General features: G+C 50.0%; 25 protein-coding genes. 11 read left to right on the top strand and 14 right to left on the bottom strand.

Features of this window, described 5'->3' with window-relative positions:
* Positions 1 to 87: 87 nt before the first annotated feature.
* The 3 genes from VNQ80_RS08650 (at position 88) to VNQ80_RS08640 (ending at position 3,293) form a co-directional block, all read left to right on the top strand.
* Entirely contained in the window at positions 88 to 1,299 is a 1,212-nt protein-coding gene (locus VNQ80_RS08650) for an alanine dehydrogenase (protein ID WP_325637517.1), read from the top strand.
* A 52-nt stretch (positions 1,300 to 1,351) separates the two neighbouring features.
* Positions 1,352 to 2,224, top strand: a complete 873-nt coding sequence (locus tag VNQ80_RS08645) for an alpha/beta hydrolase (RefSeq protein ID WP_325637515.1) — start codon at positions 1,352 to 1,354, stop codon at positions 2,222 to 2,224.
* Between the two features lie 211 nt (positions 2,225 to 2,435).
* A complete protein-coding gene (locus VNQ80_RS08640; RefSeq protein ID WP_325637513.1) occupies positions 2,436 to 3,293 on the top strand; it encodes a glutamate--tRNA ligase family protein in 858 nt (285 codons plus the stop codon).
* Here the strand turns inward: VNQ80_RS08640 and VNQ80_RS08635 are convergent.
* On the bottom strand, positions 3,258 to 4,538 hold the full coding sequence (locus VNQ80_RS08635; RefSeq protein ID WP_325637511.1) for a replication-associated recombination protein A: 1,281 nt from the start codon (positions 4,536 to 4,538) through the stop codon (positions 3,258 to 3,260). The genes VNQ80_RS08640 and VNQ80_RS08635 overlap by 36 nt on opposite strands.
* Before the next feature lie 89 nt (positions 4,539 to 4,627).
* Here VNQ80_RS08635 and VNQ80_RS08630 point away from each other — a divergent pair, with 89 nt between their 5' ends.
* Positions 4,628 to 5,764 (top strand): tetratricopeptide repeat protein, encoded by a 1,137-nt coding sequence (locus VNQ80_RS08630; RefSeq protein ID WP_325637509.1) that lies wholly within the window; start codon positions 4,628 to 4,630, stop codon positions 5,762 to 5,764.
* 165 nt (positions 5,765 to 5,929) lie between these two features.
* Positions 5,930 to 8,047 carry a carboxy terminal-processing peptidase gene (locus VNQ80_RS08625; RefSeq protein ID WP_325637507.1) on the top strand — a complete coding sequence of 706 codons (2,118 nt, stop codon included), beginning with the start codon at positions 5,930 to 5,932 and terminating at the stop codon, positions 8,045 to 8,047.
* A gap of 58 nt (positions 8,048 to 8,105) precedes the next feature.
* Here the strand turns inward: VNQ80_RS08625 and VNQ80_RS08620 are convergent, their stop codons facing one another.
* Complete coding sequence (locus tag VNQ80_RS08620; RefSeq protein ID WP_325637505.1) at positions 8,106 to 9,095, bottom strand: AraC family transcriptional regulator; 990 nt, start codon at positions 9,093 to 9,095, stop codon at positions 8,106 to 8,108.
* Between the two features lie 147 nt (positions 9,096 to 9,242).
* Between VNQ80_RS08620 and VNQ80_RS08615 the strand changes: the two genes are divergently transcribed.
* Entirely contained in the window at positions 9,243 to 11,657 is a 2,415-nt protein-coding gene (locus tag VNQ80_RS08615; protein WP_325637503.1) for an outer membrane beta-barrel family protein, read from the top strand.
* A gap of 17 nt (positions 11,658 to 11,674) precedes the next feature.
* Here VNQ80_RS08615 and VNQ80_RS08610 read toward each other — a convergent pair whose 3' ends face one another.
* The 10 genes from VNQ80_RS08610 to VNQ80_RS08565 form a co-directional block, all read right to left on the bottom strand.
* Complete coding sequence (locus VNQ80_RS08610; protein ID WP_325637501.1) at positions 11,675 to 11,830, bottom strand: hypothetical protein; 156 nt, start codon at positions 11,828 to 11,830, stop codon at positions 11,675 to 11,677.
* Between the two features lie 190 nt (positions 11,831 to 12,020).
* Positions 12,021 to 13,268: an NlpC/P60 family protein gene (locus tag VNQ80_RS08605; protein WP_325637499.1), complete on the bottom strand. Its 1,248-nt coding sequence runs from the start codon at positions 13,266 to 13,268 to the stop codon at positions 12,021 to 12,023.
* A 51-nt stretch (positions 13,269 to 13,319) separates the two neighbouring features.
* Complete coding sequence (locus tag VNQ80_RS08600) at positions 13,320 to 13,850, bottom strand: hypothetical protein (protein ID WP_325637497.1); 531 nt, start codon at positions 13,848 to 13,850, stop codon at positions 13,320 to 13,322.
* 52 nt (positions 13,851 to 13,902) lie between these two features.
* On the bottom strand, positions 13,903 to 14,658 hold the full coding sequence (locus VNQ80_RS08595; RefSeq protein WP_325637495.1) for a hypothetical protein: 756 nt from the start codon (positions 14,656 to 14,658) through the stop codon (positions 13,903 to 13,905).
* Positions 14,659 to 14,748: 90 nt separating this feature from the next.
* Positions 14,749 to 15,156: a DUF3800 domain-containing protein gene (locus VNQ80_RS08590; RefSeq protein ID WP_325637493.1), complete on the bottom strand. Its 408-nt coding sequence runs from the start codon at positions 15,154 to 15,156 to the stop codon at positions 14,749 to 14,751.
* Between the two features lie 139 nt (positions 15,157 to 15,295).
* Positions 15,296 to 15,451, bottom strand: coding sequence for a hypothetical protein (locus VNQ80_RS08585; RefSeq protein ID WP_325637491.1), 156 nt, complete (start codon positions 15,449 to 15,451; stop codon positions 15,296 to 15,298).
* Positions 15,452 to 15,467: 16 nt separating this feature from the next.
* Entirely contained in the window at positions 15,468 to 15,914 is a 447-nt protein-coding gene (locus VNQ80_RS08580; RefSeq protein ID WP_325637489.1) for a DUF6934 family protein, read from the bottom strand.
* A 44-nt stretch (positions 15,915 to 15,958) separates the two neighbouring features.
* Positions 15,959 to 16,213, bottom strand: a complete 255-nt coding sequence (locus VNQ80_RS08575; RefSeq protein ID WP_325637487.1) for a hypothetical protein — start codon at positions 16,211 to 16,213, stop codon at positions 15,959 to 15,961.
* 60 nt (positions 16,214 to 16,273) lie between these two features.
* Positions 16,274 to 16,561 carry a hypothetical protein gene (locus tag VNQ80_RS08570; protein ID WP_325637485.1) on the bottom strand — a complete coding sequence of 96 codons (288 nt, stop codon included), beginning with the start codon at positions 16,559 to 16,561 and terminating at the stop codon, positions 16,274 to 16,276.
* Between the two features lie 159 nt (positions 16,562 to 16,720).
* Positions 16,721 to 17,026 carry a helix-turn-helix domain-containing protein gene (locus VNQ80_RS08565; RefSeq protein WP_325637483.1) on the bottom strand — a complete coding sequence of 102 codons (306 nt, stop codon included), beginning with the start codon at positions 17,024 to 17,026 and terminating at the stop codon, positions 16,721 to 16,723.
* On the opposite strand from VNQ80_RS08565, the gene VNQ80_RS08560 reads away from it, so the two are divergent.
* The 5 genes from VNQ80_RS08560 to VNQ80_RS08540 all read left to right on the top strand — a co-directional run bounded on the left by VNQ80_RS08560 (position 16,992) and on the right by VNQ80_RS08540 (position 22,374).
* Complete coding sequence (locus tag VNQ80_RS08560; RefSeq protein WP_325637481.1) at positions 16,992 to 17,234, top strand: hypothetical protein; 243 nt, start codon at positions 16,992 to 16,994, stop codon at positions 17,232 to 17,234. The two genes, VNQ80_RS08565 and VNQ80_RS08560, sit on opposite strands and share 35 nt — an antisense overlap.
* A 364-nt stretch (positions 17,235 to 17,598) precedes the next feature.
* Positions 17,599 to 20,487, top strand: a complete 2,889-nt coding sequence (locus VNQ80_RS08555) for a triple tyrosine motif-containing protein (RefSeq protein ID WP_325637479.1) — start codon at positions 17,599 to 17,601, stop codon at positions 20,485 to 20,487.
* 92 nt (positions 20,488 to 20,579) lie between these two features.
* A complete protein-coding gene (efp, locus tag VNQ80_RS08550) occupies positions 20,580 to 21,140 on the top strand; it encodes an elongation factor P (RefSeq protein WP_325637477.1) in 561 nt (186 codons plus the stop codon).
* Between the two features lie 174 nt (positions 21,141 to 21,314).
* The gene (locus VNQ80_RS08545; RefSeq protein ID WP_325637476.1) at positions 21,315 to 21,758 is read left to right on the top strand and encodes a DUF4488 domain-containing protein; all 444 of its coding nucleotides are present in this window, start codon (positions 21,315 to 21,317) and stop codon (positions 21,756 to 21,758) included.
* A 25-nt stretch (positions 21,759 to 21,783) separates the two neighbouring features.
* The gene (locus tag VNQ80_RS08540) at positions 21,784 to 22,374 is read left to right on the top strand and encodes a 5-formyltetrahydrofolate cyclo-ligase (protein ID WP_325637475.1); all 591 of its coding nucleotides are present in this window, start codon (positions 21,784 to 21,786) and stop codon (positions 22,372 to 22,374) included.
* Here VNQ80_RS08540 and VNQ80_RS08535 read toward each other — a convergent pair.
* Both VNQ80_RS08535 and VNQ80_RS08530 read right to left on the bottom strand, forming a co-directional pair.
* Positions 22,358 to 23,650 carry an HAD-IB family phosphatase gene (locus VNQ80_RS08535; RefSeq protein ID WP_325637474.1) on the bottom strand — a complete coding sequence of 431 codons (1,293 nt, stop codon included), beginning with the start codon at positions 23,648 to 23,650 and terminating at the stop codon, positions 22,358 to 22,360. The genes VNQ80_RS08540 and VNQ80_RS08535 overlap by 17 nt on opposite strands.
* Before the next feature lie 9 nt (positions 23,651 to 23,659).
* Positions 23,660 to 24,667 (bottom strand): NAD-dependent epimerase/dehydratase family protein, encoded by a 1,008-nt coding sequence (locus VNQ80_RS08530; RefSeq protein WP_325637472.1) that lies wholly within the window; start codon positions 24,665 to 24,667, stop codon positions 23,660 to 23,662.
* Positions 24,668 to 24,710 lie beyond the last annotated feature (43 nt).

Below are 24,710 nucleotides of genomic sequence, written 5' to 3'. Positions count from 1 at the left end.
ATTCCTACATAATTAACCCTCAATTTATTAAAAGTTTGATTATTTTCGCATGATGAACCCTAATTTTATTGATAAAGTGAGTGCATCATGAGTGAGCTATCGAAGTTGGCGCGTCAGGCGTTGCTGCAACCGCAGGAGGCGATGCTTGGAACAGGAAAGAAGAAAGACAGCCTTTACATTGGCATACCCAAAGAAATCAGTTTCCAGGAGAACCGCGTCCCGTTGACGCCGCTCTCCGTCGCATTGCTCGTTGAATATGGCCATGAGGTCGTGCTAGAAAGCGGTGCCGGTGCCGCCGCCAACTTTCTGGATCATCATTACAGCGAACAAGGCGCGCGCATTGTGCACGACAAAGAGGAAGTGTACCGAGCGGATATCATCATCAAAATAGCACCACCGACCCTCGAAGAGGTCGCTATGATGCGCAACGGACAGGTACTGCTTTCATCGCAGCAACCGTCATTGATGAGTATCGACCTGCTCCATGCGCTTATGAAGAAGAAAGTCACAGCGCTTTCCTACGAGTATTTGCGTGACGAGGGCAACACATTGACCGTGGTGCGTGCCATGAGTGAGATCGTGGGCGCAACATCCGTGCTGATCGCTGCCGAATACCTGAGCAATGTTTTCGACGGGAAAGGGTTGATGCTGGGTGGGGTTACCGGCGTGCCGCCCACGGAGATGGTAATCCTGGGTGCCGGTACGGTAGGTGAATTTGCTGCCCGAACCGCCATCGCGTTGGGTGCACAGGTAAAAGTATTCGATAGTTCGGTCTACCGCTTACGCCGTTTACAGAATAATGTAGGAAGCCGTGTATTTACATCTGTGGTGCAGCCCATCGTGCTTCGCAAGGCAGTAATTGGCTGTGACGTGGTAATCGGCGCCATAAGGGCAACCCATGGCCGCAGCCCGTGCATCATCAGCGAAGAAACGGTGTCGAGGATGAAACCAAATTCGGTGTTGATAGATATCAGTATCGACCAAGGGGGGTGTTTCGAGACGTCGGAGATCACCAACCACGAATCGCCGGTGTTTCGAAAGTACGAGGTGATCCATTACTGTGTGCCCAACGTGGCGTCGCGTGTGGCGCGGACAGCAACTTATGCGTTAACCAACATTTTCACACCCATATTATTGGATATCGGTGAAATGGGAGGCATCATGAACCTCATCTGGGCCAAACCCGGTGTACGAAATGCCATCTACCTATACCAGGGACACCTCACCAACAAGGATATGGCCAACAAGTTTAATTTGACCCCCAAGGATCTTGACCTGCTGGTCGTATCCAACCACTAAATGAAAGCCAATGCAATACGTAAAATGGATTTGTTGTGTAACCTTGTTAACGATGAGCACATTGGTTGCATATAGCCAAAAAGAGATGGCGCTGTATGACATGGAAGTGCCCAATAGCAAAGCCTTTTCAATGGACTATGTGCAAACCACCGACGATAACGGCATTACGCGCGTAACAGGGGTGACCAACCCCACGCTGATAGCCTATTTTCCACCAAAAGACGTGGTCAATACAGGGAAAGCAGTCATTATCTGCCCCGGCGGCGGGTACGCCATATTGGCCATTTCTCATGAAGGACTTGATGTAGCCAAACTGCTTGCTGCGAAAGGCATCAGTGCATTCGTGCTCAAGTACCGGCTGCCGAAGGATGAGATCATGGTGGATAAGCGCATTGGCCCCTTGCAGGATGCGCAGCGGGCCATCCAGCTGGTGCGCGAGCGGGCTTCCGAATGGGGGATAGCCGAAAACCAGATCGGTATTGCTGGGTTTTCGGCAGGTGGCCACTTGGCAGCCACTCTGTCCACTCATTATAGCGATGCGTTAATTGCCAATCCGCAACATACCTCCCTACGCCCCGATTTCTCATTGCTGGTCTATCCAGTCATCAGCTTGCAAACGCAATTGACCCACGGTGGGTCTCGGACCAACCTGTTGGGTAGCAACCCCAGCACGGATGATGTGACGCTGTTTTCAAACGAACTTCAGGTGACGGCCGACACGCCCCCGGCTTTTCTGGTCCATGCCGAAGATGATCAGGCGGTGCCCATTGCCAACAGCGAAGCGTACGTGGCGGCACTCCAGCGGCATGGTATTGCCGTTAAGCTCCTCACTTATCCCGAAGGTGGGCATGGTTTCGGTCTCAACAATAAAACGACAACGGATAAGTGGTTCGATCATTTCTTAGACTGGTTATCCAACCATTGATGCCACTGGTGTGGCCAGCCGATGGCCGTTGTCCAAACGGAATCGCCTGGAAGCCGGACCGCGGGGAGCGGCCAGCTATCCAGTGATTCACAAACACACATTGATTCTAATAGACGCAGGTCGGGGAGAAATGTTGCACGTGAATAAAAAAAGAAACTAAGCGCTCATCAGCCAATAAATAAAAAATAGATGAAATCCCTAATTTTGCACCATGCAACAGTTTTTGCGTACGCGTATTGCTCCCACACCCAGTGGCTATCTGCATTTGGGCAATGTGTTGTCATTCGCAATTACTGCGGTGCTGGCCCGGCAATCGGGAGCCCGAATTATGCTACGCATCGATGACCTCGACCGCGAAAGGGTACGGGCAGATTATGTGGCAGATATCTTCGATACCTTAACCTACCTTGGGATAGCTTGGGATGAAGGGCCAATGGATTATGATGCATACGAGGCAACCTATTCGCAAGTGCATCGTTTGGGATTATATCGGAATGCGTTGGAGCAATTGCGCACACAGGGCGCAGTTTATGCCTGCGATTGTTCGCGCACGTTGGTACAGCGTCACCATCCCAGTGGTGTATACACCGGGAGGTGCAAGCATCGCGGTCTGCCATTGGATGGCAAAGGTTACTGTTGGCGTATCGATACGGATAAAGCCGACCTTCCGGAGCACGTAAACCATTTTATCGTTCGAAAAAAAGATGGGATGCCGGCCTACCAGCTGACATCGTTGGTAGACGACGTGCACTTCGGTGTAGACTTGGTCGTGCGGGGACAGGATTTGTGGGATTCGACGAGGGCACAGCTATTTTTGGCCAATGAATTGGGATATAAGCGTTTTTGCGAAGCATCATTCGTGCACCACGCGCTATTGAAAGCGGGGGCAGGTGAAAAACTATCCAAATCGGCGGGAGCTACTTCCATCCGCTACCTACGCAACAAAGCGTATTCAAGAACGGATATTTACCGGTCGATTGGCGAAATGGCGGGGTTGCCACGACCGATTTCCACCTGGGAAGACCTCATGCCACTAGTATCCGTATTTATCCTTCCAATTGGATCGTAGCTTTTCCCTTAGTTTCTCTTCGGCGGGGTTCCTGCCGGGATCGTAGAGTTTGGTGCCACTTAACCCTTCTGGCATAAATTCCTGGTCGACAAAGTTTCCCTCATAGGCATGGGCATATTGGTAATCTTTGCCATAATCCAATTGCTTCATCAGTTTGGTTGGGGCGTTTCGTATCGGTAGTGGTACCGGTAAATCACCGGTCTTTCGCACCAATGCCTGGGCCTTATTGATGGCTTCGTAAGAAGCGTTGCTTTTGGCTGAGGAGGCCAAGTAGGTAACGGTTTGCGAAAGGATGATGCGCGACTCCGGCCAACCGATTACATTAACGGCCTGAAAGCAATTGTTGGCCAGCAGCAATGCATTGGGGTTGGCGTTGCCGACGTCTTCCGAAGCGAGGATGAGCAGCCGACGTGCGATGAACAACGGATCTTCGCCACCTTCAATCATGCGAGCCAGCCAGTAAACCGCAGCGTTGGGGTCGCTGCCGCGAATCGATTTGATGAAAGCCGATATGATGTCATAGTGCTGCTCGCCCGTCTTATCGTAACGCGCCATGTTCTGCTGGACCTGCTTAAGCACCAGGTCGTTGGTAATCTCGAGGGGATCGCCCCCGGCCGAGTTAACGACCAACTCAAGGATGTTGAGTAGTTTGCGGGCATCGCCACCCGATAGCCTGAGCAGCGCCCCGTGCTCCTTGATCGTAACAGGTAAATCGCGGAGGTATTCATCTTCTTTCAGCGCTTTGTCTATTAAACTCACCAGCTCCGCTTCCGTGAGATGTTCTAACACATACACCTGGCAACGCGAAAGCAAAGCAGAGATGACTTCGAAAGAGGGGTTTTCCGTGGTGGCCCCGATTAAGGTTACAAGTCCACGCTCAACCGCGCCGAGGAGAGAGTCTTGTTGCGACTTTGAAAACCGGTGGATCTCATCGATGAATAGGATTGGCTGCTCCTGTTGGAAATTACGGAGTTGTGTAGCCTTATCGATGACTTCACGTACGTCTTTCACTCCCGAGTTGATCGCGCTCAGGCTAAAAAACGGGCGGTTCAATTGTGTTGAAATAATCGATGCGAGTGTTGTTTTACCCACACCCGGCGGGCCCCACAAGATCATCGAAGGGATATTTTGCCGTAGGATGGCTTGATAAAGCACAGCGTCTTTGCCGATGATATGTTGTTGCCCTACATAATCGGCAATCGTCGTGGGGCGCATCCGCTCTGCTAATGGAATTTTTGTTGCCATGATTCTTAGCAAAAATAAGTGGATTTATGTTATATAGCGAAAAAATAAGGAACAATTTTTGTATCTTGGTGCGCTGATTGGAAGGATATATGAAGGTAACACAGCCGCTGTGGCGCTTTTCGGCATGCTTTGGCTTCTTTTTATGGGGTATTTTTACAGGTGTCTTTGCCCAAGAAACTGTCGATTTTTCAGGCGTCATAACCAAATATGACAGTACGTTTTCGGGGATAGGTCCGGAGGTTTATTTCCTTCCGCCACCAAAAACGGAGGCAGAGTTATTGGACGACCGGTACGAGGAGAAAGAAGTGGATTCTGCATTGGTTGATGAATACGTACAGCGGATGCAATACTATCACCGATTGGAAATGACCGGCAATGGTGATGTAGCAGCGAAATACGTTCCCATTGGCGAATCACAGGTGGCCAGTGTAGAAGGTAGGTTGCTGATGGCGGTCGATTACAATGTGGCAAGCAATAACCTCAATGCGTTGGCCGATATTCAGAACCGATTAGCCATGGAATACGTTGCTGTCGGGACAGTCAATTTTGCCGTGGAGTTTTTTGAAAAGGCCATACGGGCCAAGCAAGCGGTAAACAACATGGCAGATTGGGGAACCATTACGCATAACCTCGCCGTGGCTTATGAATACCTGGGGCAATTGGATAAGGCCTATACGTTGCGGGAGCAGTTGTATGAGCGGGCGGTACAAAGTCGTGATAATCGAGATCAGGCGAACGCGTTAATGGAACTGGCATTGATCAAAGCCAAGAAGGGTGTGTGGAACGAAGCCGAGCGCGACATCATCCGGAAAGTCGTGCCCCTGTTTCGCCGGGTACGGGATGAGGCAGGCCGGGCTTCGGCATATAGCACATTGGCGACCATCTATACACTTCAACATAGATACCCCGAAGCACAATGGTTTTTGGTGCAGGCCAAGACGATTGTCGACCGCGAGGGCATCAGCGATCAGCTACCCGAAATCATGTTCAACCTTGCGGAAACAAAGAAATATGCGGGGAACCCACGGGTGGCTATCGAAGAGTATAAAGTGGCCAGCGACCTGGCCAAAAAAGACCACCGGATTGGTATGCAATTGGCCATACAAGATGCGCTTGGCAACCTATACCATGAGGCAGGCGACTATGACGGTGCCGCACTTGCCCTCAATCAGTATGACATGCTGAAGAATATATTGTTCAAGGGCGTAACGCCACTCGACAATTGATTAAGAGGAAAGCGTATACTTGTAACAAACCGAAGTCAAACACATCAGATGACAATTAGGTAATAAAGATAATTGGATTTTTAGTTACATTTAGCAACTTTAGTAATGTGGGATTGTGGCTAGCCACAATCAGGAAAAGGGGATAGAATTACCAGTATGGAGAATATGTTGAAGAAAGTTTTTTTTGCGTTGTTTGTGGTGGCCATAGCGGCTTGCGGGTCGAAGCCGCGGGTCAATTTGGACGCGGAGGTAGGTGCTTTGCAGCCTACAGCTCAGCATGCAGTGATTGCAAAGGATGTGGTGGGATTATTTGAATCGGTGAGCTATAAAAAAGTGCCTTTCAACGATTCCATTTCGTCTATCATTTTCGATAATTTAATTAAATCGGTAGACCAAGGCAAGAATTACCTCCTGCAATCGGATATCGATGAATTTGAGCAGTATCGGAATACATTAGCCCAGGATTTCCGCGAAGGGGACCTCAGTGCGGCGTACCATATATTTAATGTATACCTGGAGCGCTACCTAGGGCGATTGGATTATGCCATTGGGCAGGTAGCAACAGCGCACGACTTTTCGGTCGACGAAGTGTATGTTTACAATAGGGAAGATGCAAACTGGTTTGCATCGGAGGCCGAGGCGGACGAACAGTGGCGCAAGCGCGTTAAGTACGATTTGCTTAACCTTCGTATCAGCGGGGATGGTAGCGATTCGACAGCGGCCAAGCAACAGGAAACGCTGACCAACCGCTATAAAAACCTGATTTCGATGGCTAAAAAAACTGATAACAACGAGGCTTTTCAGGTCATCATGGCGGCATTAACTGATGCTATTGACCCGCATACTAGCTACTTTAACCCGTACTTTGCACAACGGTTTAACGAGGAGATGGCTAACACGTTTGAAGGTATTGGAGCACGGTTAACCATCGAAAATGAAGTGGTAAAAGTGGCGGATGTTATCGTGGGTGGTCCGGTGTATCGCGAGAAGGCGCTGCAGATCGACGACCGCATTATTGGCGTTGCACAGGGAGAAGATGGTGAGTTTGAAGATATTATTGGCTGGAAGCTAGACCATGCTGTCACGAAAATCAAAGGCCCCAAGGGCACGGTGGTACGGTTGAAAGTGATTCCTGCAGGCCAGGAGCTCACTGCCGAGCCGAAAATCGTGTCCCTCACACGCGACCGAGTGGTTATCGAAGACGAGTCTGCCAAGCGTGAGATTAAAGAAGTGGTGGGCGATGACGGGAACACCTATCGTGTGGGCATTATCAGTCTACCTAAATTCTATATAGATTTCGATGCATATCGTAGGAACGACCCGAACTATAAAAGCACCACCCGTGATGTACGGCTGCTGCTCGATTCGCTCAAACAGGAAAATGTGGATGCGGTGGTAATGGACCTACGATTTAATGGAGGTGGTTCGCTACAGGAGTCCATTGAATTGACGGGGCTATTTATCGACAATGGCCCGGTGGTGCAGGTGCGCGACACGCGCGACCGTATCGAAGTGAATAGCGATCGTGAGGAAGGGGTGGCCTGGGATGGTCCTTTGGGCGTGATCATTAATCGGTTCAGTGCTTCTGCATCTGAGATATTTGCCGCTGCCATACAAGATTATGGCCGTGGGATTGTATTGGGCTCGCAATCATATGGTAAGGGAACGGTGCAATCGGCCATTGACATGAGCCGCGTAATCAGCCCGACCGACCGTCTGCTACTTAAGGCGCGGACCAGTGATGCGGACGGATTACCGGCCGGAGCGCCCCAATTCGGTCAGATTAATATTACGCTGGCCAAGTTTTATCGGATTACCGGTAGTAGTACCCAGCATAAGGGCGTAGAGCCGGATATCGTGTTCCCGTCGATGTATGCCGCTGATAAATATGGTGAAAGTTCGGAGCCGTCTGCCTTGCCGTGGGACCGGATTTCGGCTACTGATTTCGCACCGGTTGCCGATTTGAGCCCGGTGATTAGTCAATTGGCGACGAAACACCAAACACGCATGAATGATTCCCCTGCTTTCGGGTTTTTATTGGAGGACATCGAGACGATGAGGAAACAGGAAACCGAAACCAGTGTTACCCTTGTGGAAGAACGGCTCAAAAAGGAACGTGAAGAGAGCCGTTTGAAAAGAAAAGGACGGACTGAGGCGCTGCAGCAGTTGCAGATAAATCTACCGCTCGGTGGTGCGGCTACCGCCGTGGATGAAGGGCTCGATTTTATCCAAGAGGAGAGCTTGGCGGTGATGGCCGACTACGTAGCGTTGGAAAGGAAATAGTTCCTACTGCCGACGGCTTTATCGGTTCCCGCTGTGGTTCTTCCTGCTCGCTTTCCTTTTAAAGCAGCCTTTTTAAAACATCGCTGGGAAGTTCGCCGTATTTATTTTTGAATGCGGTTGTAAAATGCTGTACGTGCTGGTAGTTGATCAACGAAGCGACTTCGGAAACTGTGTATCGTCGTGAGGCAAGCATCCGATAGGCGTATTGAAGTTTCTGTTGCCGCACATAAGTCATAACCGGTAGGCCCACATTCGCTTTAAATGTTGTTTTTAGCTTGGTCGGACTGAGGCCCGCCCTGGTTGACAGTTGAGGTAAGGTAACCGGCTCCGTAACGTGCTGATCAATCCATTCCTTAAGTCTAGCGATGGTGCTGGTATCATCTAAATTGCTGGATAAACGGGTAAGTTGCCGTTCGGATTTCCTACTCACATCATCGGCCACCAACAAGATGAGTTCGGCTAGTTTATTTTGAATATAAACCGATTGCAGCCGTTCGGAAACCGTCGAACGGATGATTTCGTTGATGCAACGTAGCATGGCCGCCGTAATGCCCTGCGCCCGTTCGTGTAGCAAGCACGGCGATCGACTGCTTACACCAGAGATAAAATACACCATAATACCTTCCTGCTGGCCAAGTAACCCCCTGAGATAATCCAATGTCATCATCACATCCAAGCATTTACGCGAGCGTGGATAGTAAAGCTGCCCACGGATGTAGGGCATGTAAATACCATTATAATGACTGCCGGGAATCAGCACCTCGATAGATGATGGGGTATTTATCTTGGGAACGAACTCGGAATGCCCTTCCACCTCAAATTGGAGCTTAAGGGCCCCTTCTGGATGAATAACACGAAGAAAAGTCGGTTTGTGAATATCAATTTCGCGATAAATGGCCTCAATACCGTCAAACTTCATTTGCTTTTCTTTGATGTTCAATTCGGCAATTTCGTTAACGTACAGCACATGTGTGTCCCTGTCGTACGTGGAGCCGTTGTTGTAGTCGGCCAGTGTAACGATGGATTTTTCGTTTGTGGATGTGTCCAAAATCGGCAATGTTTTTTGTCCGTATTCGTAATTAAAATGCAATAATAAGAAATATTTTTGCAGCTGTTTAGAATCAGTATAAATAATATGCTTGCCGGCTTCGCGACCATTGGTTTACTTAGCCAATATTTAAAGCAAATCATGCGAATGAAGACATTGTTGTCAGTTCTATTCTTTTTTTGCCCTATAGGGTATGCGCTTTATGGACAATCCACCGTAGGTGGCACCATCGCTGACGAGACCGGGCGGGGGGTGCCACTCGCAACGGTTGAAGTGTTGAGCCTACCGGACAGTACAGTCGCTACAACAACCACAACGGATGAGCACGGCCATTTTGAAATACTGGTCAAGCCAGCTACCTATGTGTTTCGGGTTTCATTTTTAGGGTATAAAACATATAAGGGACCTACTACACCGGTAGCAGCTGGTGTACATGATTTGGGTGTTTTGCGCCTCGAAGTGGAAGATCTCTTGCTCGGCGAAGTGGTCATCAACCGCCAGCACCGCTTGGTGGAGCAACGCAGCGACCGCATGGTCGTTAATGTCGAAAACAGTATGCTGTCTGATGGGATGACCGCCTTGGAGATCCTACAGCGCGCGCCGGGTGTCCGGGTAGACGACGATGGCAACATCAGCATGCGCGGCAAAACGGGCGTTGGTGTGTTAATCAACGGTAAGCTTTCCCACCTTTCTGATAAGGAATTGGCCGTACTGTTGAAGGGCACCCAGTCATCGTCTATCAAAAGCATCGAACTCATCACCAATCCGTCTGCGAAATTCGATGCCGCGGGAAATGCAGGGCTTATTAACCTGGTGATGAAGCGTGAAAATCGCATCGGTGTCAATGGTACCGCGCATACATTCGCAGCCGCCGGGCGCAAAGAGCGATATGGCGGCGGATTGAGCCTTAACGCCCGTCACGACCGGTTCAACGCCATCACCAGCTACAATTATGGCTACCGGGGTGAGCGCGAGTACCGGTCGTTTACCCGGCAGTTTAACCACCCTACCCATCCGGATTCAAACAAGGTCTCCGAACAATACTCGGCCACCGATGAACCCTTGACTACACACAACGCAAAACTTGGTTTGGATTACGACCTCAATGACGGGTTGACACTGGGCGCTCTGTGGACAGGCAGTTTCGGCACATACGACAACCTCAGTACCGGATACAACAACATTGCTTTCAGCGACGGCCGCCCGGTGTCGGATGCCCGCACCGACAACCAGCATACCAGCAGTTGGAATACACAGGGTGTCAATCTTAGCATACTGCATAAGATCGGCGACAAAGGGGATGAGCTTTCCGCCGATGTAGGCTATACCTACGCCGACTATTCGGCTGACCAGTTTCTCGTGTCTGATTTTAGGCCTACGCCTTTTCAGCCCGTATTTGTTTCACAAAGGCGCGGAAAAACGCCGTCCGTCACAGATGTGCTCGTTGGCAAGGCGGACTACGTTCACCAATTAGGAAATACAATGAAGCTCGAAGCCGGATGGAAAAGCAGCTGGATTGACGCCGATAACAACGCATTGAATGATACACTGCGCAACGATGCGTGGATTCCAGATGCAGGAACGAGCAACCATTTCAGATACGAGGAGCAGATCCATGCAGGCTATATCAACTACAACATGGAGCGGGAGCGTTGGAATTTATTGGCCGGGTTGCGGATAGAACACACCCGTACGGTTGGCCACCAATTAACGAGCGGTGAGGCTACCCAACGGAAATATACCCAACTATTCCCCAGCTTTTCGCTGGCGTACAAACCCAGTGACCAGCGTACCATCCAGCTTTCCTATAGCCGGCGCATCCAGCGTCCGGACTATGACGACCTCAATCCGTTCCGCTATTACGTCGATGCATTTGTGTTTTGGGAGGGCAACCCCTATCTGCAGCCCGAGTTGGCTCACGCCTTCGAGCTGAATACCGTGTTCGGCGGGATATTTAGTATATCGGCATATTATACCTATGTAAACGATGTGATGACCAGCGTACTCACCCAGCTTCCCGAGCAGAATGTCACGATACGCAGCATACACAATATCGATGGTTTTCAGAATATGGGTATCAATGTCAACGCCTCTTTCAAACCTGCAACGTTCTGGACCAGTATCAATAACGTAAATGGCTACAACAACCGGTACCACGGAACCTTCAATGGTGAGGCAATAGACAACACACAGTGGTCTGCCACATTCAATTCCATCAATACGTTCTCATTCGGCCGTGGATGGGATGCAGAAGTGCTTGGAGAATACCATACACCGAGTGTAGACGGCGTGCTGGAGCTCAATGCATATGGTACGGTAGCAGCCGGTTTGATGAAGAAACTGGTACACGATCGGTTAACGTTCAAACTCGCAGCTACCGATTTGTTCCGCACCATGGATTACAGTCCACGTTCTGTAGTAGACGGGGTAGTGATGCAACAGCGGTTCAATCTGGATTCGCGCGTGGTGACGTTCTCTGTCGGTTTCCGTTTCGGCCGCGAAATCAAAACACGCGAGCACCGTTCGGGTGCCGAAGCCGAGCAACAGCGCATAAGGGGTTAACTACAAGCTTGTAGCCGCTACATGGTGTCGTTCATCAACGTATCATTGGCTGGCGGTACCGGCTCCACATACGTTGTGTCCGTGTCTTGCTGTTGGTTGTTTCCAGTGTTGTTACATGCAGCCAGAAAAACGGTTGCGGCCAAAATTGCGAAAAGCATTTTAATCGTCTTCATTTGTGTAAATTTTGTTTAACGATGAATTTGCATTATTTTTTGTTTGTCGTAATAGCAACAACCGGCGCTACATTTAGTTTTAAATAGTCGCACGATTTCAGACCCAGCAATGATTTTACGTTTTCGAGCTTCCGATAAGCAGGATTTTCCCGGTAAGGGAAAATCCTGCTCTCTTGTGCGGAATGCAGGTCTACTCATTGTTCCGCAGCCTGCCTTCGGCGTCGCACCCGGCATTTTCATTTTCGCCAAGGGCCATCGCAAAGTAAGAAGTTTCATCGCGGTCTAGCTTCACGCTGAAGCTGTCGTACCGATAGAAATCCTTTTCTGCAGATGTGATATAAGTGGTACCGCTCAACACGTTGGTGGCATTGTTGTATTGCATTTCGGCCGAAACCGCCAGTTGCGATCCATCGTAGTCAACGCCTGTTCCAGTCACTTCGAAGATAGCATCGTCCGAAGTCGGGAACTCTAGCGTAAGCATAATAGCATCAGCTTCCTGGTCGTTGCACCGCAGGAAGAGGGACCAATTACCACTGATTTCCGCATTGATGCGCGTAATGGCGTACGGTTTGCTTTGGCCGAACCAATACGGATCATTCAGTTGCAAGCGCCTTACCCCGCGGGTTTCCCCTCGGTTTTTGGCGCAGTCTTCGGCGTTCGCACCGGCGGCCCCGTTCGATTGGAAGACAGCCAGTTTGCCATCGCTGTTTTTAAGGATGACGCCGATGTGGGTGGCCACGCCACTGCTGTTGGTCCAGTAAATAATGTCGCCAGCTTCGAAATTGGCCGTGGGGATGGCGCCCAGATCTTCCACCTTCACCTTATCGAGCGAGGAAATGGCCGATTTGATTGCTTTCTGCAAGACGTCTGGCTGGCGTTGCGTATTGGCAGGCCCCTTTACGATCGGCACCCCGGCCTCGGTGAAGAGCTGGTAAATGAATCCCGAACAGTCGAGTCCATAGATTGCCTCCTCGCAGGCCGTTCCACCTCCTGGAGGCACTTGCCGCTTGGTGTGGTCTTTTGATCCCCACGAGTAGGCCAGCCCGTTCTGGGCAGGCTTTCCGTCACCCTCGGCAGCGAACTGGTGCTTGCTGCGGTCGGTGAGGTTAAGTGCAACCGCCGCCAACCGCGCAATCAATAAGTTGCGTGCATCCTGAGGCCCTAGGTCATTGTAGGCATTGGTTTCGGCACCCATCCATTTTTCCCCGAACGGCCGGTCCACCTCGTTGAGGTAATCTGCGAGGATTTCGCCGTTGGGCAGTACTACCGTCGTGGCGCTGAAGTCGGTAGCTTCCGGAATGTTGTCCAGGATTTGCACTTCAGCTGGCGAAAGCGCTTCCGGATCGGAAATTGTACCAGGTTCTTCTTTCGGGTCTTTCTGGCAGGAATTGAATGTAAAGAGGAGGGCGAAGGCCATCCAGATCATGGATCTTTTCATTTTGTGTTTGTTAAGCGTTTATAAATAATATGATTGTCGTTGGAAAATTGCTCATTCATAATACTGGATGGCGACTAGCCGGAATCCCTCCTTCCCCCGGTGGAACACCAGGTCCTTGGGCCGTTCGGGGTTATGGGTCATCAGCAGAAAATCGTCGGGGCCGATGATGTCGCCGAATTCGCCGTGCTGTGCATCATGGCCCCTGAACCGGTCTGCGGCGACGGCAGCAATGGTATGTTTGTCGATAATATCGTCATAGTGCTCCACGAATTGCTCCGCCGATGCACAGGTCAACGACTGGCTTGGATCATAGATATCGTTATAGTAATCTTCGAACGGGAAGGCTACCAGCTCAGCCACCTGCTGGCGATCATCCGCCAGCACTGCCGCCTTGAATGGTACCCAAAACGCTGCGAAAGCTTCCGCTGTCGTTTCGGTCGCAGCCGAACTATCGGCCGGCACAACCGTGTCTTCCGTAACCGCGTGTGGTTGGCTGCGATCGTTCTGGCTGCCGCCGCGTTGCGGACCGCAACCAGCCAGGAATAACGCGGACAGGGCCAGCAGTGAAAATCTGATCATCATGGCCCAAAGATAGTGCAGTAAACCGCGGGTTAAAATACCGAATAGTAGGTATTTAGTCGCCCATAGTCATTCTTTTTACCACATTGTCCAGTCGCTTCACCACTAGGTTAAGATAAATACGGGTATCCGGATGGCGCTCTTGCACGTTTTTCAATAGCAACCGATATGAGTGAAGTGCCGTGTTATTGGCGGCTATTCCATCCACTACGGAGATATAGAGCTCGATGTCGTTGTCCACTTTTTTTACGTAAACGTATTTTGTCACCTCGTCGTCCAAGAACCCAGCTAACCGCAAGCTGTATGCGATGCGATCAACCTCATTCTCCGGTATATTCGCTTTATCAAAGCTGACCTCATGTTGCATGGAGCCATACGTCTTTGACGTCACGTTAGCGTTTGTTATGATACCTATAAGTAATACGGTACCAAACAATACAACCAAGCTGATCACCAGGCTAACCAGCCCAACGCCTATCGTCCGCTTCCAGCTATACACTTTCCCGCCAGCATCGATATGGGCCGCAATGCGTCCGCCTTGGAATCGGTTTACCAGTGCATATGCGATTGTCGTATATATGAGTGGGATGAGAGAGTTCGGGATCTTTTCTAGTGCAGGTATCACAAAGTGGCTTCCAAATATGACCACTGCAGATAATATAGTGGCTACCCATGTTATGCGCAATTTGTCATGCTGCCTGAAGGCTTTGTAGTTCTCGGCTATAAGATATCCGATGGCCAATGGCCCACCCAGAAATGAGGCCAGTGCCAATTCCTTATCCGTATAAATCCGTTCTGTGGTTACCTCCATGTTTAGCAGGCTTCGGGTATTTCGTTGTGCAAAATATTAATCATAACGGTTTAACTCAGGGCATTCCAAAAACCAAAACATCAGATTACTTCAGGCCCAAGTCACATTGGTTTTGATAAAGGTAACTAGTTTGCGCCCAACATCCAAATCCAACAGGAACGTCGGTCGATTAATATTCTTTTTGTCGATCACCACAGATACACACCTTATATTGAGTGTTGCCATAAACGAGCAATGGTCAAAAAGGATATTCTTTCTAATTTGTACCCCATATTTTCCATAGTAAGGGTTTTTGTCTGTTGCAAACTCTTTGCTGTAGAACTCTTCCTTTATCGGGAAACCGTATTTTTCTTTAAGAAATTTTCTGAACCCGACAATCGCATTATAATTGTCTTTCCAGTGGGTTTCATGCATATATAGGCACGACAGTACAAACAATTCTGACGAATAGACCGGATAGCCGTCATCTCCCGATTCATCAAAGTAAGCTATAAACATCCGGTTTAGTTTTTTGTATTAATTAACAGTCACAACTCACTTTCCCACCACCGGCCGTGGTCCATCTCCGTAGAAGAAATCGAAAAGTTGGCTTGGGTTTAAACCAAAGGTCTTGGGTTGCACGAAACAATGGTGGCAATTACCACTCTTTCGGCAATCCCACTGTTTTCAGGATGTGGTTGGTCTTATCGACTTTGTCCTTGAACAAATCTATTTTGCGGTATTTGTTCAGGCTTTTGTTGGTGGTAAAATCAACCTTTCTCTTTTTATCCGCTACCTTATTTTTCTTTGGCATGCTCATAATTACAAAGTTACGTTTTTTTCCGCTTTACAAGAAATGCTTCGTAGCTTGCTTTTTTGTTAAAGGATTCCCATCTTTTAGCCTTCAAGCCATATACCGCAAAGTCTTTTTCAATCGCCTCTAGGTTGTTCGATATACCCATCTGGTAGAGCCGTGTTCTGGCTTTGGTGCTACCCGCAGCAATGATGGAGGCATCGGGGTACTTGTCGGTAAAATGATAGACAGTGGCGGCGACTGTTGACAAGACTTTCTGACTATCACCATTATTCGTGACCACTAAATCGTTCACCTCACTGGTATCTTGATCTTTATCCCCGAAGCCCAAGTTATATAAGTTTTTAAGATTGGTTTCCGAATACTTGACGATTTTGTGTACATTCCCTTTAGAGCCGATGCTCACAAACTCATACACCGTATTTTTTTCGTCAACCTCAATATGATATCTGTCATCAATCATAGGTTAGGTAATTCTCGTTGGCTTCCGCGCTAATTAAATCGGCTCTACTTTGTAATCTCGCAAATCGTTTCGGCGCCATCCTCACATTCGGGGCTCGGTCCTTGTTCATAAAAATCAGGATTGATTGCTTCCAGCTCCGTAGAACCAGTAAAGTGCCAAGTCTGATTTAGAACTTTCTGCTCTGGTGTTGGTTTGTCGGGTATGGCAAAAAGCAAATTGCCACCTATGAGACTCAAAACACCAATGCTCATCATCGTTAACGCAGCGATGCGTAATCGCTTATTCTTAATTAACGTCATAACGTTATAGGCATTTATTATTTCGGAAATGCTTACCGTTTAAATTTAAAAAAGTGACTATTAGTTACTCGGGTCATCGGCCGGACTCACTTTCGTTCCCCCTGAACTGGTTGGGGGAAATCGGTATTCGCGAACGATTCCCGGAAATTTAGCTAGCACGGCCCTACGCCGAAATACCGCAAACCTACAATCATGCACGAATCGGGTGATCGCTTCGAAGGGTAGCGCAGGCCCGAGGCGGTATACATCAGTACATATCGCCGCCTCGATAAGAGCGTGGTGCTGGGGAAATGCAGTATGGGAATCGGTGCTCCCCTTGTTATATCTAGTATATGTTACCTGCTTCATGAAAGCAAAGGTAGGGCAGGCCGGCGGGGTACCTTTGACTTATCTGATATGAGAATTCTTGATTTATTTGATACTGAGTAGTACCTACATGATTGTAAATAACAACAATGTTAATCCAGACCTACTTATGGAGTCAGCAACAATCATGTTTTCCAGTCTTTATCCCGATCTTAATAACTTATAAGATATGCTTTTTGCCGGTGCCCCGAACCGTGCCTTATAGGCCCGGCTGAAATAAGCAGGTGTCCAGCCGAGATACCGGGCCACCCTGCCGGGTCGGTCGCCTTCCTGCAGCAGTTGAACCGCCAGTTCCAGTTTCTGCCGCGTGATGTAGCTGCCGATTGTTTCACCGTGGTGCGTTTTGAATAGCCTGCGTGCGTAGACGGCCGAAATCCGGAATTGTTTTATTAAGCTGGATGAAAGCGGCCTGTTGGAACAACTGGCCAAGAACCTGCCTGAAATCATTGCCTTTATCCGTCGAACTTTTCCTCCCGAAGAGGCTAAACTCTTCTTGCCCGATGTCATCGATTACCTGGGTATCAGCCCACAAATGTATTACCGCAAGGTAGCCCAAGGCAAGCTGACGCCCCGCAAGTGGGAAGGCCCGGATTTTTTCTACCGGCGCGATCTGGAGAAAGGGCGCATGGAGAGTAAGCGCCGCGGCCGGATCTGATTGCCGATCGGAATGGGTCCGGGATGGGCTATACCGTTGTCCCGCCCTGCTTCGGGTGCTGTTCGACTCGTGTTCGGCCGGTTGCCGAACGCCTGCCGAAGGTTTGTCGAAGGCGTGTCGAACCTTTCTCGAAGGATCCCCGAACGATTGTCGAAGCGCAGTCGAAGGCGACTCGAACAACTGTCGAACAACTGTCGAAGGAATGGCAGCGATTGGCAGTAATCTGTGCCGATTGCTGCCAATCACTGCCAAAAGTTTGCCCTGGCGGTGTCCTTTCTCGAACCGATGAAGTGGATACTCAACCCGGGCTTTTTTCTCACATTCGAATTCCTTATGTTTGTATATGAACACGTGCCTGAAGGACATGACTAGACCGATACTGGCGGCCATTTTTATAGGTACGTGCCTCGCCTTCGGAACCGTTGGCCAGGCGCAGGAAATCCAACGCATCGGCTCCCCCTTGGTGCAGCAGTATACGAAGTCGGACTACAAAGCGGGTAACCAGAATTGGGCAGTAGCCACAGGCAAAAATGGCATCATGTATGTCGCCAACGCGGATGGACTGCTGGTGTTTGACGGCCAGTATTGGACGCTGCACCCGCTGCCTAATAAGAGCACGGTTCGGAGCGTTGCGGTAGACAGTACGGGCCGTATCTACACCGGTGGCCTGGGCGAGTTTGGTTATTGGGAGGATGCGGGCTACGAGCAGATGCGCTATCAATCGATCAGTCAATTGCTCGACAAAGAGCAACGGGCGCGCGACGAGGTGTGGAAGATCATCGTAGACGGTGATCGTGTACTCTTCCAAACGTTTTCTACGATATATAGCTATGAAGATAACAGCCTACACCCCATACGGGGCGGTGGCCAACCTTTTCTTTTCCTGCACCAGGTGCGCAACCGTATCTTTATCGAGTTGATCCCTTCCGGCCTCCATGAGCTGACCGGCGATAAACTGGTGCCGCTTAAAGATAAGGATGTGTTGCACGGAGCAAATATCCTGACCATGCTGCCGTTTGGTACCGACGATGTACTGATAGGTACCTCCAAATCGGGATTGTATCTCATGGATAGTACGGCGACCATCCGCAAGTGGGATAATGCAGGCGAAGGGGTGCTGCGGGCTGCGCAGCTCAATAACGGACTGAAGGTGCAAGACCACTACTACGCGTTCGGCACCATCCTACAGGGGGTGGTCGTGATTGATGAGTCCGGCCATATCGTACAGCATGTTCACAAGGGGAATGGCCTGCAGAACAATACCGTGCTTGGTATGCACTTGGACCACCAGCGGAACATCTGGGTAGGGCTCGACAATGGGGTAGACCGGATCGAAATCAACGCGCCATTGTATTATTATGCGGACAATACCGGCAGCATTGGCACTGTGTATGCAGCGCGTATTTTCCAGGGCAACATTTACCTCGGTACCAACCAGGGGTTGTTTTACAGTCCTTGGGCGGCTAGTGATGGTTACCACCCATTTTCCTTTTCCTTGGTGGCGGGCTCGCAGGGCCAAGTATGGGACCTCACCGTGGTGGATGGCGAGCTTTTATGTGGCCATAACGATGGCACATTTAACGTGTCGGGCAATCAGATCGTGAAACTATCGCCCGTTACCGGTGGCTGGACACTGCGGCGGGCGGCCGGACGGCCGAATACGCTGCTGCAGGGTACGTATACCGGGTTGGCCGTTTTTGACCGCACGGCTCAGGGATGGCAGTTTTCGAACCGCTTGGGCGGGTACAACGATCCTACCCAGTTTATCGTGCCGGTATCGGCCACCGAGGTGTGGGCAAGCGGCTACAAGGGATTGCGCCACCTTACCCTGGATGAAGGGTTAACGCAGGTCGACGACATCCAGGTGTATGATACCATCAGCGGATTGCCACCGAGTACGTTCGTCAATGTGCTGGAGCTGGCGGGTAGCCCGGTTTTTGCTACCGACAGCGGTTTTTACCGCCATGACGAAATCACGGACAAGTTCTATCCGTACGATCAGTTGAACGGACAGCTTGGCTCGTTCGCGTTTTCAAATCAAATTATCCATGCCGATAGTAATCGGTACTGGTTTATCAACCGCGCGCGTATCGCGTTGGTTTATTTCGGCCCAAAAGGGGACGTACAGGTAGACTCTACCCGCTTTGCAACCCTCAACGGACGGATGATGAAATTTTATGAAAGCATCAACCGGGTGGGGAATGAGTTCTACCTAATCAGCCTCGACGATGGCTTTGCCATCTATCAAGCCACTGATACCGCCGCAGCCAAAAAGCAAGACCTCCCTTCGCCGCTCATTCGGGCGATGAATAACATCACCGATAGTCTTTTAGACAGGTGGTATACCATAGGCACGAACCCGGAGATACCCAATCGGCATAATAATATCCGCATCAGCTATGCCTTGCCCTGGTATAGCGCTATACCGGTGCAGTACCAGTTTTACCTCGAAGGCTATTCGCGTACCTGGTCGGAATGGAGCGAGGCTGCCCAGAAGGAGTTTACCAACCTGAAACGCGGAAGCTATACATTTAAGGTGCGGGCAAGGACGGCAGATGGCACCGTATCGGATATCGCCGAATTACGGTTTACCATTATGCCTCCTTGGTGGCTATCATGGGGTGCTTGGGTGTTGTATATCCTGCTTTTCGTGGCTGTGCTGATAGCCGGTCGTGGCTGGTATCGGCGGAAAATCAGAAAACACCGGGAGCTTATACAGGCTAATATGGCCAAGAAGCAACGCGAATTGCTGGCGAAGGAAGCCGAGGAAAATGAACAACGACTGGTGAAGCTGAAGAACGAGCAGTTGGAACGGGAGCTGGCTAGCAAAAACCGCCAACTGGCCAACACGACCATGAGTATTGTCTACAAGAATGAACTATTGGACAATGTGCACGACGAACTGCTGCAACTGCACGACAATGAGGGGCGGAAACTATCGAACGAACAGCTCCGTAAAATCAACAAAATCATAGAGGATGCGCGGAGCGATGAGCGCGACTGGCACGTTTTCGAGAAGAGTTTCAACGAAGCGCACGAGAACTTCTTCAAAAAGCTCAAAGCAGACTATCCGGAGCTGGTGCCCAACGACATGAAGCTTTGCGCTTACCTGCGCATGAACATGAGCAGCAAGGAGATTGCCTCGCTGCTCAATATTACCACGCGCGGGGTGGAGATTAGGCGGTATCGGCTACGGAAGAAACTGAACCTGACCCCCAATAAAAACTTGACCGAGTTCCTCATGGAAGTCTGAACGCGCGTACCGTTGTTTTTTCGTTTTGCGCGATTATCGTTTGTAATTCGAAGCAACTTTGTCTAAGTTTGCGCCATATTATATGATAGATTATGGCCAAAGCTTCAGATGTAAAAAGTGGTAATATCCTGCGGTTCAATGGTGAATTGGTGTCCGTAGAAGAGTATATCCATCGAACCCCCGGCAACTTGCGGGCATTCTACCAAGCCAAGATGCGCAATGTGAAGACCGGAAAACTCGTAGAATACCGTTTCCGTACCGATGAAGAAGTCGAGATTGCACGTGTCGAAACCAGCGACTATCAATACCTCTATGAAGACGGTGATATGTTCGTGGTGATGGACAATAACTCATTCGAGCAATTCAACATTCCCAAGCAGCTATTCGGTGACTCGGCACGTTTTTTGAAAGAAGGTATGCAGGTACTGGTGGCCATGGAGAGCGAAGAGCCGATTATGGCACAGGCACCGACAACGGTGGAACTGGAAGTGACGTATACGGAACCCGCGGTAAAAGGAGACACCTCAACCAATGCACTGAAAAGTGCAACCGTTGAAACGGGGGTGGAGATCAAGGTGCCGCTTTTTGTCAACCAGGGGGATAAAGTGAAAATAGACACCCGTTCCGGTGGTTATGTGGAACGTGTGAAATAACATATTTTAAATTTTAGGTTTAGGTTGATTAGTCGGTCTTGGGGCTCTCCGCTTCAAGGCCGATTTTTTTTCCGTTAATTAAATTTTACTACCTTGCGGATGTGGATAACCAAATATAACTTTTTTATAACACGTCATTTTCAATCAATGGAAGCCTCAATTAAAAACTACCCCATGCGCAGTCGAATCCGGGCGATCGTTTGTACATGCCTGCTCTTTTTAGGTTCGTTTTCTTTCTCTTGGAGCCAGGAAGACCCTGCCGACCTATTTGTTGGCGTTTGGGAATTGGTGGAGGTGTCGAATATAGCGGGGTCCATGGTTAAAGTGCACCCGGGCAACTATAAAATTTTCGGGACCGATGGAAGTTATCACTTCATGCGGGTCTTTCCCCAAGGAGCATCTTATGTGCAGGAAGGTACGTTTGCCGTGCAATCCGATAGCGTTTATTTAGAACGCATAAATTGGGCGTTAATTAAACAAGTGGAAGGGAAAGCGCATAGACTTACCTACCGGTTGAATGAAAACGGGACAATTTCCATTGAAGGGGTAGGTGAAATTCCTTTCCGGGAAACCTGGCGGAGAGTTGCCAATTATAATACTACATCCGCGGCCAATTAACCGGTATACCACAGCGATTCGTCTAATGCACTTATTGACAAAGCAAGAACTGCGCAAAGTATACCGCGAAAGGCGAGTTGGCCTTTCGGCTGAGGAGTTCCAGGAATTGAATGAGCGGTTGGTGGCGCAGATGGGGTCTTTGGTCTTACATCCCAGTTGCACCGTGCATCTTTTCCTCCCCATTGCCGGCAACAAAGAACCCGATACTTATGCGATTGCCAACTGGTTGCGGCAACAATATCCCGGCATGCGCCTGGTACTCCCCAAAACCGAACGGACGAGTCACCGGATGAGCCATTTGGTATGGGATGCCGAGACCAGGTTGGTGCCCAACCATTGGGGCATACCCGAGCCCGAGGCGGGAATTGCAGTGCGTCCACACGACATCGACGCGGTATTTTTACCTTTGCTGGCCTTTGATGAATACGGACACCGGGTTGGTTACGGTAAGGGCTTTTACGACCGGTTTCTGGCGGAATGCCGCCCCACAACCAAGAAAATCGGGCTATCGTTGTTTGAAGCCGTGGAAACCATCGCCGACGTCTCTACACACGACGTGGCCATGGACCAGTGCATTACACCTACCCGAATATGGACATTTAATACAGCACCCTGAATTTTATCGTGTTATCGATCTGCCGGAGTTGCCGCAGCAATTGCTTATCGTATTGCGTATCCACGTCGGTTACCGCGTAGCCGATATCGCCTTTGGTCATCAGGAACTGGGCAACGATGTTGATGCGGTTTTCGGCGAACACCTGGTTGATCTGCGCCATGACACCCGGTACGTTGCGGTGGATATGCAGTAGCCGATGGGCTTTATCCATTTTGGGCAAGGGCAGATTGGGGAAATTGCGACTGAGATACGTATCGCCTTTATTGATAAAATCAGCCATGCGGCGGGGAATGAACTCCCCATTCCGCTTCTTATCTTTTTTATCGTCAAACAGCACAATACCCTTCTCATTGCAGATATCGCGGTTTACACGGTACTTGCTGTCGCCAAGGTAGCCGATGGTTTTGAGTTTGTCTGCCCTGGTCAACTGCTCATCAGCCAGTGTGACATCCTTGCCCAGCAGCAACATCCCAACGTCTTTGACGTATTTCTCTTCGAATGTTGGTTTGATACGGATGGAAAAACCATCCCGCTTTAGGATGTGTGCGGCAATCTCCGGCACATCACCCACGATGAGGCAGAGGATGCGGTTTTTGGGATATGATATGGCGCGTGGTAGGTCGTTTACATAAAGGAACTCATCAAAGCTGGGGGTTACGTGGTCCGCTTTTTCGGATACGCTTTTCCGTTCGATGTTTTCGGTAAAGGCGAAGAAACGCTCGATCAGCCCAGACTCTTTCAGCTGGAAGTCGGAATAGCCATCACCAATGCCGTAGATTTTGCCGGGCAGTTGCAGTTGCTGTAGGAGCTTTACCTTGCCCCCTTCTTCAGACAGCGGGTTGCCCTCGTCATATCCGGTGATGTTGCCGGCCTCATCAAACGTAAACGTGTTGGCATAGACATTTTCTTTCTTGATATGGTAAGGAATGACTACGGGGAAGATAAATTCCTTGAACCCGCCCGAAACAATCAAAACGCTATCTGCATTCTTCTTGAAGAATTCCTTGTTCCGTGAAAAAGACCGTGAGACCTTCTTTTTCAGTACCCAGATTAATTTGGCGAGATGCTCACGGTTGGCTTCCAGTAATTTAACGCGCGCAGCAAGGCTTTCGCGGAACGACAGTTGGCCATTCATTGACAGGTTGGTAAGGCGCTCGATCTCTTCATATACCAGCTCCTTGGCCGGGTGGTTTGCCAGTGAAATACGGGCCAATTCGTCTAATGCCTCCACCTGCGTGAAGGTGCTGTCAAAATCAATGATGTAATAGTTGTTCAAAGTATGTTGTTATTTCAGTGTTGTACAAATTTCGCGTAGCGTGTCATCTATCGGCTTAAATGCCATGCCGGTGGCGGCGACCACCTTGCGGTTTGAAAAACGCAGTCGCTGGCGGGCCGATTTGGCGGTTTCGCGGGTAATGAGTGGGCGCTCGCCGGTAAACATGGCCAGCAGGCCAGCGGCGCGCCAGGCGATGCTCAGCATCCACGGTTTGGCCCGGTGCTTGGGCGCAGGCCTACCCAGATGGTTGCTGCATCGTGCCAGGAGTTCCCGGTATGTCATGTTTACGTTGCTCAGCAGGAAGCGTTGCCCGATTATGGCGGGGTTGTCCATGAGCAGCACCATCGCTTTGGCGGTATCTTCCACATCAATAAGGCCTACGGACCCGTCGGGGTAGAAATTGAGCCCTTTACGAAGCATCGCGAAAATCGCTCCGCTGGTGTCGCTGCCTTCAGACCGCGCCGATGGACCAATGATGAGTGCCGGGTTTACGATAAGGGCGTCCAGCCCTTCGGCAATTCCCCGCCATACCTCCATCTCACCTTCGTGCTTGGCCACCGCGTAGCCGGGCTGGCTGGATGAATATTCCCACAGATCGTCTTCGGTTGCTTCTTCGTTATGCTTTGGCTGTCCAATCGCAGCGATGGAACTGACATGCAGCAGCCGTGCGCGGTGTTGCAAAGCCAGGTTGACCACATTGGCCGTGCCGGCCACGTTCACCGTCATCAACCGTTGCCGGTCCGCAACATGGTACGATATCATGCCTGCACAATGGTAAACCTTCGATATGCCAATAAACGCATCGCTCAACGCAAAGAAATCATTGATGTCGGCATCTACCCAGGTAAGTGCCGGTAGGTCGATGAGTTCCTCTGGGATAATCGACTTAGCCCGTTTGGTAGCCCGGACCGCCACACCCGAAGCGAGTAATCGTTTGATGAGTATCGAACCAAGAAAACCTGTTCCGCCTGTTACTAAAACCACCGTCTCAGCATAGTTTGATAATAATGCTTTCATCTGTTCCTTTTTACCTTCAGTTGTCAGATGGAGCCTTTGATGA

Source organism: Parapedobacter sp. (assembly GCF_035556095.1).
Classification (GTDB): Bacteria; Bacteroidota; Bacteroidia; order Sphingobacteriales; family Sphingobacteriaceae; genus Parapedobacter.
Note: the sequence above shows the minus strand (reverse complement) of the source record. Positions and strands in the feature narration are given on the sequence as shown.